The sequence below is a fragment of the Brevibacillus sp. WF146 genome (genome assembly GCF_001673705.2).
Taxonomy (GTDB): Bacteria; Bacillota; Bacilli; order Brevibacillales; family Brevibacillaceae; genus Brevibacillus; species Brevibacillus thermoruber.
Map to the genome: position 1 here is coordinate 433,612 of NZ_CP109943.1, position 13,593 is coordinate 447,204.

11 protein-coding genes are annotated in these 13,593 nt (G+C 58.5%); 8 read left to right on the plus strand and 3 right to left on the minus strand.

Annotation, left to right across the window (positions count from 1 at the left end; genetic code table 11):
* The first annotated feature begins 2 nt into the window (after nt 1-2).
* The 4 genes from A6764_RS02260 (at nt 3) to A6764_RS02275 (ending at nt 3,532) form a co-directional block, all read left to right on the plus strand.
* Nucleotides 3-431, plus strand: a complete 429-nt coding sequence (locus tag A6764_RS02260) for a TetR/AcrR family transcriptional regulator (RefSeq protein ID WP_255309716.1) — start codon at nt 3-5, stop codon at nt 429-431.
* A 109-nt stretch (nt 432-540) separates the two neighbouring features.
* On the plus strand, nt 541-999 hold the full coding sequence (locus tag A6764_RS02265; RefSeq protein ID WP_065067476.1) for a hypothetical protein: 459 nt from the start codon (nt 541-543) through the stop codon (nt 997-999).
* A 318-nt stretch (nt 1,000-1,317) separates the two neighbouring features.
* Nucleotides 1,318-2,601 carry an MDR family MFS transporter gene (locus tag A6764_RS02270; RefSeq protein WP_065067475.1) on the plus strand — a complete coding sequence of 428 codons (1,284 nt, stop codon included), beginning with the start codon at nt 1,318-1,320 and terminating at the stop codon, nt 2,599-2,601.
* 229 nt (nt 2,602-2,830) lie between these two features.
* Nucleotides 2,831-3,532 (plus strand): uracil-DNA glycosylase, encoded by a 702-nt coding sequence (locus A6764_RS02275; protein ID WP_044898569.1) that lies wholly within the window; start codon nt 2,831-2,833, stop codon nt 3,530-3,532.
* A 16-nt stretch (nt 3,533-3,548) separates the two neighbouring features.
* On the opposite strand, the gene A6764_RS02280 is transcribed toward A6764_RS02275, so the two are convergent.
* Nucleotides 3,549-4,193: a thiamine diphosphokinase gene (locus A6764_RS02280; RefSeq protein ID WP_065067474.1), complete on the minus strand. Its 645-nt coding sequence runs from the start codon at nt 4,191-4,193 to the stop codon at nt 3,549-3,551.
* A 10-nt stretch (nt 4,194-4,203) separates the two neighbouring features.
* A complete protein-coding gene (locus A6764_RS02285) occupies nt 4,204-4,374 on the minus strand; it encodes a hypothetical protein (protein ID WP_156110381.1) in 171 nt (56 codons plus the stop codon).
* Between the two features lie 202 nt (nt 4,375-4,576).
* Between A6764_RS02285 and A6764_RS02290 the strand changes: the two genes are divergently transcribed.
* The 3 genes from A6764_RS02290 to A6764_RS02300 all read left to right on the plus strand — a co-directional run bounded on the left by A6764_RS02290 (nt 4,577) and on the right by A6764_RS02300 (nt 9,574).
* Entirely contained in the window at nt 4,577-5,473 is an 897-nt protein-coding gene (locus A6764_RS02290) for a GNAT family N-acetyltransferase (protein ID WP_044898564.1), read from the plus strand.
* 155 nt (nt 5,474-5,628) lie between these two features.
* Nucleotides 5,629-6,786, plus strand: coding sequence for a THUMP domain-containing class I SAM-dependent RNA methyltransferase (locus A6764_RS02295; protein WP_065067473.1), 1,158 nt, complete (start codon nt 5,629-5,631; stop codon nt 6,784-6,786).
* A 31-nt stretch (nt 6,787-6,817) separates the two neighbouring features.
* Nucleotides 6,818-9,574 (plus strand): DUF4855 domain-containing protein, encoded by a 2,757-nt coding sequence (locus A6764_RS02300; protein ID WP_264622375.1) that lies wholly within the window; start codon nt 6,818-6,820, stop codon nt 9,572-9,574.
* Between the two features lie 1,018 nt (nt 9,575-10,592).
* Here the strand turns inward: A6764_RS02300 and A6764_RS02305 are convergent.
* Nucleotides 10,593-11,849: an MDR family MFS transporter gene (locus A6764_RS02305; protein ID WP_065067470.1), complete on the minus strand. Its 1,257-nt coding sequence runs from the start codon at nt 11,847-11,849 to the stop codon at nt 10,593-10,595.
* 630 nt (nt 11,850-12,479) lie between these two features.
* On the opposite strand from A6764_RS02305, the gene A6764_RS02310 reads away from it, so the two are divergent.
* Complete coding sequence (locus A6764_RS02310) at nt 12,480-13,592, plus strand: aminopeptidase (protein ID WP_065067469.1); 1,113 nt, start codon at nt 12,480-12,482, stop codon at nt 13,590-13,592.
* Nucleotide 13,593: the final 1 nt, after the last annotated feature.

Below are 13,593 nucleotides of genomic sequence, written 5' to 3' on the forward strand. Positions count from 1 at the left end.
TGGTGTCTGTTGTCAAAGAAGCGGCAAATGAGTACTGCCAACAGATGAGACATATACGGGAAACAGTCGCTGAAGACAAACTAGCCGACGCTGCGCTGGCGGAGTCGATGGAGCGAACGAAGAGCAAGGCGGATTGGTACAAGCTGCGATATGAATTGTATGTTCTTGGCTTGCGAAATCCCGCGATTCAGTCCGGGGTGAAAGAGCTTTTCGCAAGGGGACGAGAGGGAATCGAAGAGACAATCCAAACGGTGGCAGGAAAACCGCTGCCAAATGGGGCTGAGATGTCCGCCATTTTGTTCGCCTGTTTTGAAGGACTGGCCTTGCAGTCTTTCGTTGATTCGGAGTTTGACCTTGAAGGTGCTTACCGAATCCTTGGTCAAATGGTCAAACAATTCTTGCAAACGCAATCGGAACGTGAGCGGACATGACACGGGTCGTGCCGCTGCGAGGCTTGGAAGGTATGTGTGTAGGTGTTAGGAGTGCAGGTTTCTTCTGTATTGGTTGGTCATACAACCAAAAAATAATGGAGGTGTTATCATGTTGAATCTGGTTCTGGCAGCAATGGAACGATTGGCACTGACTGTGATCGTCGGCGGAGGGGTTGTCATGGCCGCTGGTGTCCGTCCTCTCCTTCTGTCCATTTTGGCGAAGCCGGGACAACCGGTTTTGGCTGAAACCGTTGAGGGGCTCTCGATCAACGCGTGGAACCGATACAACCGATTTGCCTTATGGGCGGCCATTGTCGTGGCGGTCGTTGATCTTGTGCGTATCGTTACGGGTCTGGCTTTTTCCTGGTGGCATGTGGGTCTGATCCTTACAATCTTAGTGGCTCTGCTTGGAAAGTTATCGATCGATCAGACACTGAAAACGCGGCTGCAAGATGCCGGCGCTGAAGCTGTCGGCAGTGCCGAGCAGCGTGCTGGACACCGGCGGGTTGAGTTTCTCTCGATCGTCATTCTTGTTTTGGCTGTGTTGTTGGTCATCCTGCCGTTCTGACGGAGGCATCCTATGGAGCGCACGCTGTTCCGGCCGGTCTGGCGGAGAGCGAACTGGAGCCAAAAGAGGACGGTCGATACGGGTACAAACTGCCGGCGGAAGCGTTTGATGCGTATGTTCGCGAGTACGCCTCGTTTGACCGGGCCGGGTTGTTCGGCGCGCTGGCATCTACACACAAGAACCTCCTGATTCATGTCAGGAGGTTTTTGTCGTGGAGCCGGAACGTCAGCAGGTGCGCCTTTCGATATGAAAATGAAGGTGAAATTCCCATATATTAGTGTATAATGTCTGTATAAAATTTGGAAAAGGGAGGAAACGATGAGATTTCGCGATCTTCACATCAACATCAAGGTGCGTCTGCTGACGAGATTTTTAAGCATCATCGTCGGTGCGACGATTTTTCCGTTTATGTCGATTTATTTCACGGAAAAGCTGGGGCAGGCGATCGCCGGGGTTCTCATGCTGTCGACGGTATTGACCACGGTGATCATCAGCTTTTACGGCGGATTTCTGGCCGACAAGATCGGGCGGCGGAAAGTGATGATCATGTCGCAATCGGTTCTGGTGGGGGCGTACACCGTCATGACCATCGCCAACTCCGACTGGCTCGATTCGGCCTGGCTCACCTATGCGATGCTGCTGGTGCAAAGCGTCGGCACCGGCATGCTGTTTCCTGCCGTGGACGCCATGATCATCGACGTGACGAATCAGGAGAACCGCCGGTATGTTTACAGCTTGAATTACTGGTCCATCAACCTGGCGATGTCGATTGGGGCGCTGGGGGGCGGCTTCCTGTTTCAATCGCACCGGTTTGAATTGTTTCTGGTGCTGACGGGCGTTCATTTGTTCACGCTGATCATGTTTGTCTGGTTCATGACCGAATCGCACCAAACGAAGCGGAATGAACAGGGAAGAAACGTGGCGATCTGGAAGGAACTGCTGCAAAGCTATCGGCTCGTGGCAAAGGACCGAACCTTTCTCTTCTTTTGCCTCGCGGTCTTGCTGGGCAACGCCCTGCTCAATCAGAAAACCTATTACATTGCCGTCCGTCTTCAGCAGGAGTTCGGCAATCAGCTCTTATCCGTGGCGAATTGGTTTTCGCTCGAGATCAACGGGATCAAAATGGTCGGCATCATGCAGACGGAAAACACCATCCTGGTCGCCATGGGCATGCTGCTCGTGACGAAGTGGATCAAACGGTTTTCCGACAGCCTTGTCCTGCGAACAGGGGCGTGCTTGTACATGATCGGCTTCGCCGCCATGGGAAGCAGCAACATGCTGTGGATTCTGCTCGTGGCGGTGTTTGTCGTGACATGCGGCGAACTGGTGATGACGCCGGTATACCAGTCCGTGATCGCTGATCTGGTGAACGATGAGGCGAGGGGGTCCTACATGGCGGTGTACGGACTGGTTGGCCATGGGGGAAGGCTTCTGGGCGCAGCCAGCATCCTGGTCGGGGTGCTTGTGCCGTCCTGGATGATGAGCGGCCTCTATATCCTGCTCGGGATCACCATGCTCGGCTTGTTTCAGTACGTGTTAAAACAGCGTCAGCAAAAAAGCGAGACCGACACTTCTTCCCGCAATACGCCGATCCCTGTGTAGCGGTGGAATTGTCCGGCGGGGAAGGGAAACAGGGCGCCCTTGATCGTCCAGGGGTGCCCTTTCGCGTTCGATTGTTCCGATTGCCGGGCGGCAGACAGCACGCGTCGTTCGCCTTTTTTTCTGCGGTTGTGGAGGAAAAGGAGGGCGGCCGGTTCGGGAAAGTTATCGCCGGACCCGTCTCTTTTTGATACAGTAGACAATGGAGAAGAAAAAGCAAGGTGTGAAGGACATGGCTATTTTGCGCAACGATTGGGCCGAACTGCTGGCGGACGAATTCGAGAAACCGTACTACCGGCAGTTGCGGCAGTTCCTGAAGGCGGAATACCAAAGCCGCACCGTGTATCCGGACATGTACGACATTTTCAACGCGCTCCATCTGACGCCGTACCGGGAAACCAAGGTGGTGATTCTCGGTCAGGACCCGTATCACGGACCGGGACAAGCCCACGGTCTCAGCTTTTCCGTCAAACCGGGGGTCACGCCGCCGCCGTCGCTGCAAAACATCTTCAAGGAACTGCAGAGCGATTTGGGCTGTGCCATCCCCGATCACGGCTATCTGGTGAGCTGGGCAAAACAGGGGGTCCTGCTGCTCAACACAGTGCTGACCGTGCGGGCGGGCAGCCCCAATTCGCACAAGGGGATGGGCTGGGAGCAGTTTACCGACAGGGTCATCGCCGTCCTGAACGAGCGGGAAACGCCGATGGTCTTTATTCTCTGGGGGCGTCACGCGCAGGAGAAAGCGTCGTTTATTGACACCAGGAAACACTGCGTGATTCAATCCCCGCACCCCAGCCCGTTTTCGGCCAACCGGGGCTTTTTCGGCAGCCGGCCGTTTTCCCGGGCCAACCGCTTTTTGCGGGAGCAGGGCCTGGGCGAAATCGACTGGCAGCTTCCCCTGCAGGCGGAACTGACCGCCGCGAGGGCGCAGTAGGCGAGGCGCGTTTTCGTTAATCCCTGCTGCGAATGACGATCAGGCAGCCGCTTGCGACCGAGATCGTCCCGCTGTCCGCCGTCAGCACGTTGCTGATGCCCAACGTGTCGCCGAGGCGCAACGTCGCATGTTCCAGCGGATACTGAAACCCGGACAGGGTAATGCCGGTCACTTCCGGGGTGAGCGGCAGCAGCGAGACGTGGGGAAAGCGGCTGGGGCCGAGGGTCAGCTCCCGGTCGGCGAGCATGATTTCGTTGGTGGCGTCGACGATCCGGCAGCGTGCGCCGGCGCGCAGCCCTTTCCACAACAGGTGGACGTTGGCCAGCGCGTGGTCGAAACGGGACCCCAGCGCCCCCGCCAGGACAATCTCCTGCGCGCCCTGCTCCAGCGCCCAGGCAAAGCCCATCTCCGTGTCGGTCAAATCTTTCATGACCGGGTCGCAGGAACGCACTTCCTCGCTGTGCGCGCGGATTTCCGCCCATTCCTCGGGCGTGACCGAGTCAAAATCGCCAATGGACAGGCGGGGGCGAAGGCCGTGGCGGACGAGAAACAGCGCTCCCCGGTCGACGCCGACCAGACAGTCGCCCTCCCGCACTTCGGCGAGCGCCCAGTCGCCCAGGCTGCCTCCCGCAAACAGGATGATTCGCGTTGGTTTGCTCATGGTTTCTTCCTCATTCCGTGTCGATTGCGTTTGTCTTCCTCTGACAGTTCCCTTGGGAGCGGGCCCCGTCCTCCTCGATCAGCGAGTCCGGCCCCGTACCGCCGCCGATCCGTCCGGTGGCGGCGAAGCGCAGCGTGCCGGAGGCGTTGGAGCAGCCTTCCAACCGACCCGCGACCGCCACGTTTTTCTCCCTTTCACAATACCATGGAACCGCCCCGATTCGCCAATGAAGATGCCGCCGTCCGTTTTTCGCCTGCCGCATATCCGGCCGTCGACGCGGATCGTGCCGGCCGTCATCGCCCAAAATGCCGCCGATGAAAATGATTGAATGTTTTGGATTCGGTCGATTAAAATATTTTTACCAAATGCGGGAAGGTGAAACGATGATTGTCGTCAAGCGCATGAACCAATGCACGCTGGCCGAGGTCACGCTGGCGTGGAACCGGGGATTTGAGGGCTATTTTGTTCCGGTGACGATGACGGAGGAAAGTCTGCTGCAGCGGCTGGGACGGGAGGAGTATGCGCCATCCCTGTCTGTGGTCGCGTTCGCGGACGGGGAACCGATCGGTCTGGTCGCCAGCGGCGTTCGCACCATCAACGGGAAAAAGGTGGCCTGGAACGGAGGCACCGGCGTCGCCACGGCGTACCGCCGGCAGGGCGTGGGACGCCGATTGATGGAGGAGACGCTTGCGCTGTACCGGGAAGCAGGCGTCGAGCTGGCCACGCTGGAAGCGCTCCGACAAAACGAAAAGGCGATCGCCCTCTACCGGCAGCTCGGGTACGAGGTGACGGACCGGCTGCTGTTCTGGCAGCGTACCGACGCGCTGGCGGATCGGCCGTTTGGTGACGTCACATCTGCCCCGTACCGCCTGCGGCGCGGCATTCCCCAGGAGGCGGCCTCGCTCTCCTTTTACGAGGCAGACGTGCCGTGGCAAAACCAGTGGCCCAGCCTTCGCGACGGAGAGGCGGTCTTCGTGGAAGACGGGTACGGCGAGACGGTCGGCTACGCCTTCTACAAACGGACGCTGGACGAGTCGGGCAAACCGACCGCCATCGTGCTGCGGCAGTGTGCTGTCCTGCCCGGACGGGCTGATGCGGAGGCGATCGTTCGCTTTGCGCTGGCCCATGTGTGGGCGCCGCTGGAGCTGGCCTGCACGCGTTCCACCTTCAATCTGCCGGCCTCCCGCAAGCTGGTGGTGAGCGTGCTGGAGCAGGCCGGATTTCAGCCGTCCGGCACCGAACAGGTGTACATGATCCGCCCGATGGAGCAGGGCGGCTGAGCGACTGGGCCTCCTGCCGGCATGCGAGGCGTCACCCGTCCCCGATTTGGGAGACGGGACTTTTGTTTGACGAACCTTACCAACGCGTATGCCAAATCGGGTAATATAGTAGAGGGGTTTCACCCTGCCATTTCCGAACGACAGGAGATTGTATCATGCAAAAAGTGGAATTGATCGCCACGGCGACGTTTGGCCTGGAAGCCGTGGTAGCCCAGGAAGTAAGGGCGCTGGGCTACGAGGACGTCAAGGTGGACAACGGCAAGGTGACGTTTACGGCAGACATTTCCGCGATTCCGCGGGCAAATTTGTGGTTACGAACGGCGGATCGCGTGCGTCTTAAAATGGGGGAGTTTCGGGCGACGACGTTTGACGAGCTGTTTGAAAAGACCAAGGCGCTGCCCTGGTCGGACTGGCTCCCGGAAAACGCAGCGTTTCCGGTGGAAGGCAAATCGGTGAAATCGACGCTGTTCAGCGTGCCCGACTGTCAGGCGATCGTGAAAAAAGCGGTGGTGGAAAGCCTGAAAGAAACGTACAAGCGGGACTGGTTCGAGGAGCAGGGACCGATGTACAAGATCGAGGTGGCCCTGTTGAAGGACGTCGCCACCTTGACCATCGACACGTCGGGACCGGGGCTGCACAAGCGGGGATACCGCGGCTTGATCGGCGCGGCTCCGTTGAAAGAGACGATGGCGGCGGCGATGATCCTCTTGTCCCGCTGGAAGCCGGACCGCATCTTGATGGATCCGTTCTGCGGTTCCGGCACGATTCCGATTGAGGCGGCCCTGATCGGGCAGAACATCGCCCCAGGGATGAACCGCGAATTCGTCTCCGAGAGCTGGCCGACCATCCCGAAGACCGTGTGGCGGGAAGCCCGGGCGGAGACACACGATCTGGCCCGCTACGACCAGAAGCTGGAGATCATCGGCACGGACATCGATGACGAGATTCTTCGGGTCGCGCGGCGCAACGCGGCCGAAGCGGGCGTGGAGGATCAGATTCACTTCCAGCGCATGGACGTGCGCGACGTCCGCACCAAACGCAAATACGGCTATCTGATCTGCAACCCGCCGTACGGTGAACGTCTGGGCGACTGGAAGCAGATAAGCCGGTTGTACCGCGACATGGGCGAGGTCTTTTCCGCGCTGGACACGTGGTCGTTTTACGTGCTGACGTCGGACGAGCAGTTTGAGAAGCACTTCGGCCGGACGGCCAGCAAGAAGCGGAAATTGTACAACGGCAACATCAAGGTGGACTACTACCAGTTTTTCGGCCCGAAACCGCCTCGTCCGGCGGCGGTTGCGCCGGATGCGTAATACAGAGAAGCAGTACGTTGAAGGAGGAAACATGGTGTTGAAACGTATGGCAGCCAGGACGATGACCGTTTGTCTGGCGCTGTCGATGCTGTTTACCCAGGCCGCGGCGGCCGCTGGTTCCGCGACGGCCCCGGCAGCGGAGAAACAGGGCGGGGTGCTGCCCAACGAGCAGAACGTGACCTTTTCCGATTTGCAAAACAGCTACGCCCGGGAGGCCGTCAACCGGCTGGCTGCGGTTCATCTGATCAGCGGCCAGGGCGGGGACCGCTTTTATCCGCAAAAGCCGATGTCCCGGCAGGACGTGGCGGTGCTGCTGGCCAAGGTGATGGGCGTCCAGCCGAAACAGCCGAACCAAGCGGTGTTTGCCGACGTGCCGGCGGACAGCCCGTACGCCCCGTACGTCTACGGACTGGCGGAGCTGGGGGTGCTTCACGGGCGCAGCGACGGCACGCTGGGAGCGGCCGACCCGTTAACCCGGCAGGAGCTGGCCGTTCTGCTGACGCGGCTGTGGAAAGCGGGCGGCGGCCAGATGCAGAGCGCAGCCGTACCGGCGTATGCGGATGAGGAGGAGATTGCCGACTACGCCCGGGAGGCAGTGACCGCCGTTACCGCCCAGCGCTGGATGCAGGGGGCTGGCGGCAATTTCCGCCCGCAGGGGACGGTGACCCGGGGAGATGCCGCGATCATCGCCGAGCGCGTGCTGAACGCCCGCTACCAGCAAGCGGAACAGGCCGATTTTACGCTCAATGCGGCCAAGCTGTCGGTGATGGCCGGCACCAGCACACGGGTGGAAGTGACACCAGCCGGCGGGACCCTGCCGTTTTCCCCCGTCTTTGCCTTTGACCGGCCGGAATTGGGAACGGTGCTGCCGGACGGCACGTTTGTCGCCGGCCCCACACCCGGCAAGGGCACGTTGACCGTGACGCTGGGGTATCGCACGAAGGACATTCCCGTGGAAATTACCGCTGCGCCGGAGCCGCAGCAGCCGCAGGATGCGGTTGAGCCGAATGAACAGCCGGAGGCGGCGGCTGCAACCGGAGGGACATCGGAAGCGAAGGCGGCGGAAACGGCGGCTCCGGATGCGGAGAAGAAGGCAGAAAATGGTGTTAGCGAAGCCAACAAACCGGCCGAAACCGCCGATTCGGACAAGGGCGATCAGGCCGGCACGGACACCGCACCCGTAAAACCCAATCAGGCCGGGCACGAAACAGAGCCGGTCTCACAACCTGCCGAGGAGGAAGGCCTGGTCAACTTCGCGCCGGGCAGCTTTACCTCTGTCCAAACAATGGGCAAGGCCGATGCCTATTTCACCCAGTTGGAAAAACAGTACCCCGGCCCGGTAGGCGGACTGGTTACCCCGTCGGAGACCTGGACCGGCTACAACCGCCAATTTGGGCGCAAAGTGACCGTCGCCTTGCATGAGGTAAAGCGGCTGGAGCGGGTGACGCTGACGTTTAAGCAGCAAAAAAGCGCGGGCATCACCATGCCGGAATGGATGGACGTGGAGGTCTCCCGCGACGGCAGGGCCTGGTACTACGCCGGTAAAGCGAAGCATGACGTGTCGCCGGCGGAGGAAGCGGTGGTGGTGCGCACGCTGGCCGTGACGCTGCCGAAAGTGGAGGCGCGCTACGTTCGCGTGTCGTTCCCGGTAAAAGTGTTTGCCTTTGCGCGCCAGTTGGAAGTGTGGGGGACCGATCTGAGCAAGGGAGAGAGCCCGTCCGTCCTGCTGCCGCCGGAAAACCAAAAGCAGACCGTCGTCGAGGAAAAAACGGTCCGCCGCGTGGAAAACATGCTGCTGGCCTATTCCGGCGCATACGGCGAGCGGGGCATCTGGCGGAAGGAAGACTTCCTGCCGATGGTCGGCTACCGGACCAAGGACGGATACATGGTGGACCAGATGTTTGACACGGTGCTCTTTTTGCCGTATCAAATCCTGCCTGCCACCAAAGAGGGATGGAAGGAATACATGAATGACCTGTTCCGCTCCGGCCAGCAGTTGGAAGCGCTGAACGACGCGATGCGCGAGTTCAACCGCCTGCGGGGCACGTTGTACGGCACGCCGACGGTGGAAAACGTCGTGCTCGCCCTTCCTTACCCCAATCCGGCCCAGACGGACTTCGGCAGTCTGGACGACAAGCAGCCGTCCCTCTCCTTCAACGCCGGTCAGGTGGGCGAGGAGCAGGCGTACCAAAACCGCAAGCAGGCGCTGGAGTGGTACTACCGGGAGCTGAAAAAGCGTTGGGACAAAGCCGGTTTTGCCTATCTGAAGCTGGAGGGCATCTACTGGTTCCACGAGCTGATCGATGACAGCGCGCCCAAGGAGCGGGAGCTGATTCGTCACATGGCCGGCATCGTGCACGACGACGCGCTGCGCTTCTACTGGATCCCGTACTACGGAGCGCCGGGGCTGGCCGAGTGGAAATCGCTCTACTTTGACTACGCGTTCCTCCAGCCCAACTACTACAACGACAAGCCGGTGCAGCTCGACCGCTTCGAAGGCACCCTGGACGTGGTGAGCAAGTACGACATGGGCGTGGAAATCGAAGGGGACGAGCGGATGTACCGCGATCCGAAGTTTTACCAGATCTACTACAACCAACTGGTGGCGGCCCACAAGCTGGGCATGGACAAAAACCGGATCCACGCCTACTACTTCGGCTCCAAAACGCTGCTGGAAGCGGCCAACAGCGACGACCCGGTGATCCGGGGCATCTACGACGACACCTACAAGTGGATGCGCGGCCGTTTTGACCGGGAGGAGTATTATCTGCCGGAGGAGATGCCGTAGGGCCCGACCACGCTGGAAACGGGAAACAACAAACCTCCGTGGTGATGACAGCCGCGGAGGTTTGTCGGTGGACTCGCACCAGAAATTCATGAAGACCTTAACACTTCAACGATTATAACCAATTGGTGTAATTTGGGTGTTTTGGCAGCGGACTTACGTGAGCGCATAGAGCTCACGTTTTCTTTTGGTTGTACCGACTGAAGCGGTTTTTCCACCTCATGAAGGGAAAAGAGCTGTCCTATGTATAAGACAAGTTACCAAACGAAATTGAAATCAGGAAAAGGAAACTGTTGACTTTTGTGGAAAAGATTTGTAATATCGCAATTGTATTCAATATTCTAAATTCTCCTGGCCCAATCGTCAATGCACCGGATCCTGGTACTGGTGGAACCACTATACAGGAAAGGATAAAAAAACTTATTATTATCAAGGGCCTAACTGGGATGTGGGTGACTGGCTTTACTTAGTTTTGGGGCTTTTCGGTCAATCACTTCCTGCCGCTTCCGCTACAATATGCTCTGTTATTGCTGGTACCGCAGCTTCTGTGTTAAGTAACCGAAATAAAGGTAATGGTGTTATTATTCGAGTGTATAGTGGTGGATCTGCAATTTACTCTAGATAACAGAGGAAGTGGTCATGATTGCAAATAATTTTGTGTCTATCCTTTTTGTACTGATCCTTGTCACTTCCCTGTATGACATTTTTAAAAGGAAGTGGATTTTCCGGCCGATCAATGGAGGGGCGATTTGTGTTATATTCTATCACATTAGCCCTGATCATTGGTGGACAAGCCTGGTCTTGCTGGTTTTCTTCTATGTGTTTGAATGGTGGAGACACCATCGAACCTGATACCTTCAATGCCCCACAAGGGAAAACGTACACCCCTTCACGCTGTCATTGGAAGCCCCTCAGGGGAAACCGAAGATGACGTGAAGGGGTATGTTGCGTGCAGGCCCCCCTTGATCAATGAGCAGAGGAAACATGTCTTACCCGAGCGGGTGGCTGGCGAAGCATCTGCCTATGGCTGTCGAACACTCGCTTCCTTTCTTCGCTCTTCTGGAATCAGCCGGAACATGTACACGTAGAGCAGCGCGCTCACCAGCGTGATCCCGAAAATGACGGAGAAGACGCCGAGAGGGGAGAGCCGCTCTGATAAGCCGATGGTCAGCGGCGCGAGGAACCGGCCGATGGAAAACTGCAGCGAGGACGCCCCCATGTACTGGCCGCGCGCATCGTCCGGCGCGTATTTGCTGATGAAACTTTGAGCCACGGGCGTGCGAATCAGCTCGCCCAGCGTCAGGATGACCATGCAGCCGAACAAGAGCCAGATGTTGACCGTAAAGCCCATCAGGAACAGACCGAAACCGTACAGGACGGACGACAGCACGAGACTGTTGCGGTCGCTCCAGTTTTCAAACCGGCGCGTGACCGGCAGCGTGAACAGCACCACCAAAAAGCCGTTCAGTCCCATCAGCCAGCCGAACGCGGATGTGCCGCCGATCGAAAACGACCAGTCGCCCCACCAGACAAGCGGCTGGCTGGGCACGTGTTCCTTGACGTACAGCGCCATGTACAAATCGAGCTGCATGAAGGCGATCGCGACCAGGACACCCGCTCCGATGTAGACGGCAAACGGCTTGTCGCGAAAGATCACGGCATAGCTTTGAAACTGCTCCTTCAGCGAGAACGCCTGGGGAGCTGCTCCTGCCTGGCGCGGCGGCAGCGTCTCCTTGACCCAGGCGTATATCGCGAGGCCAAACAACAGCTCGACGATCATACAGGTGACCAGCAGTTCAAACCGGTGGTGCACGAAAAAGAAGGAGCCAAGAACGGGCCCGGCGACGACGCCGATGTTCATCGCGGTGTAAAAGGTGGCAAATACCAGGCGCCGATCCTCTTCCGTCGTCAGGTCGGCCACCATCGCCGAGCTGGCCGGCCAGTACAGGGAGCCGGCAATCCCGATGCCGATAAAGGCGACATAATCAACCCAGGGCGAGGGAGAAAAGGCAAACAGCCCGAACATCGTCGAGGACAGCGCGATGGACAGCAGCATCGTCGTCCGTCGACCGATCCGGTCGGCCAGGTATCCTCCGGCCAGGTTGGCGAACATCCCCAGCAGCGGAGGAATGGTCAGCAGCAGTCCGGCCGCCTCTTTGCCGAACGCGTCGCTGAAATGAAGCGCCATAAAGGGAAAGTACATCCAGAAAAACGTATGTGTAATCAGTTCGCCGAAAAGCCTGACTTTCAAGTTCACGTCCCATGAACGCCAATGCATGACAAGGATCCCTCCGATTTCTCGATGGTTCGCTGCCTGCAGGCGCCTTGCCCGCTGCGCCTCCCACCCGCGCGCAAACGCGAAAAGACGGGACCAAAAAAGCGCAAACGGGAGAGAAGCGAAACCTCTTCCGCATGCGCTTGATCGACAAGGCCGGGTACGGATACGGGGAATCGGGCGGGTGCGAAAACGGCGCGTTTTCCGCTGCCCGTGCCCTGACAGCCGATGGTTTCGGCAGTCCAGGCCGGCCCCCTATCGAAACGGACGGAAGTGGTTCAGGCGTCCTGCAGCTTCTTGCAAGACAGGGATGTGAAAGGGGCGGAGCCCCCTCGCACAAGGTCCCCGTCCTATGCCAGAAAAACTGCAGCATTCGCCATGAACCAACACTCCCATCCTTTGCGTGTTCATTCAAAACGTTCGTACAGATCAACTCTTGATGACTAGAATACTCCAAGGCTGTGAAAACATGCAAGAAATTTTTTTGATTGACCGCGGTCACGGCCGTGCGCTGATCGTGGCCGGATAGCGCTCCGTGACATCGGATGAAACAATGAGTGGTTCCATAATTGAAAAATATCTGTCCATTCGATAAAATATTTTTTATTTAATGCACCTTGGGGAGGAGTTAGGATGCTGGATCCACGCATCGTCAAGCTGGCGGAAACCCTGTTGAACCACTCCGTTCGTTTGCAGGAAAAGGAATGTTTGTTGATTGAAGTGCGCGGGGAAGGACATGCGCTGGCGAAGGAACTGATCAGGCAGGCGTACGCCAAGGGAGCGTATCCGTTTGTGCGGTTCATCGACCCGGCCATTCAGCGCGAATTGATGATGGGGGCTGACGAAAAACGGGCCGGGTATCTGGTCAAGTGGGAAGAGCCGATGTTCAAAGACATCCAGGCGTTTATCGTGATCAACGGCCCCACCAACGACAGCGAGGCAGCCGACGTGCCGATCGAGCGCCGCCGGGCCCATCAGACGGTGATGCAGCCGCTCCACGACTACATCACCTCCCATGTGCGCTGGACGCTGCTGAACTACCCGACGCCGGCGATGGCCCAAAGCGCCAACATGTCCACCGAGGCGTTCGAAGACTTTTACTTCGACGTCTGCTCGCTGGACTACCAAAAGATGCACGAGGCGTTTTTGCCGCTGAAAGCGCTGATGGAGCGGACGGACAACGTGCGCCTGATCGGGCCGGGAACCGACCTGACCTTCTCCATCAAAGGCATTCCCAGCGTCATCTGTTCCGGCGAGGCGAACATCCCGGACGGGGAGATTTACACCGCGCCGGTGCGCGACTCCGTCAACGGTACGATTACGTTCAACACGGCCACCACGTATCTGGGTACCCGGTTTGAAAACGTGCGGCTCACGTTTGAGAACGGCAGGATTGTGGAGGCGACGGCCAACCACACCAAGAAGCTGAACGAGATTCTCGACAGCGACGAAGGAGCCCGATACATCGGCGAGTTTGCCATCGGCGTCAACCCGTACATCCTGCACCCGATGAACGACATCCTGTTTGACGAAAAGATCGCCGGCAGCTTTCACTTCACGCCCGGGCGCGCCTACGAAAACGCGGACAACGGCAACCGCAGCCAGGTGCACTGGGACATGGTCAACATCCAGCGTCCGGAGTACGGCGGCGGCGAAATCTGGTTTGACGACGTGCTGATCCGCAAAGACGGCCTGTTCGTCCTGCCGGAGCTGGAGGCGCTCAATCCGGACAGGTTGAAAGGCTGAA

Coding starts and splice junctions, on each gene's coding strand:
- A6764_RS02265 (WP_065067476.1), top strand. CDS start 541: ATGTTGAATCTGGTTCTGGCAGCAATGGAACGATTGGCACTGACTGTG.
- A6764_RS02270 (WP_065067475.1), top strand. CDS start 1,318: ATGAGATTTCGCGATCTTCACATCAACATCAAGGTGCGTCTGCTGACG.
- A6764_RS02275 (WP_044898569.1), top strand. CDS start 2,831: ATGGCTATTTTGCGCAACGATTGGGCCGAACTGCTGGCGGACGAATTC.
- A6764_RS02280 (WP_065067474.1), bottom strand. CDS start 4,193: ATGAGCAAACCAACGCGAATCATCCTGTTTGCGGGAGGCAGCCTGGGC.
- A6764_RS02290 (WP_044898564.1), top strand. CDS start 4,577: ATGATTGTCGTCAAGCGCATGAACCAATGCACGCTGGCCGAGGTCACG.
- A6764_RS02295 (WP_065067473.1), top strand. CDS start 5,629: ATGCAAAAAGTGGAATTGATCGCCACGGCGACGTTTGGCCTGGAAGCC.
- A6764_RS02300 (WP_264622375.1), top strand. CDS start 6,818: ATGGTGTTGAAACGTATGGCAGCCAGGACGATGACCGTTTGTCTGGCG.
- A6764_RS02305 (WP_065067470.1), bottom strand. CDS start 11,849: ATGCATTGGCGTTCATGGGACGTGAACTTGAAAGTCAGGCTTTTCGGC.
- A6764_RS02310 (WP_065067469.1), top strand. CDS start 12,480: ATGCTGGATCCACGCATCGTCAAGCTGGCGGAAACCCTGTTGAACCAC.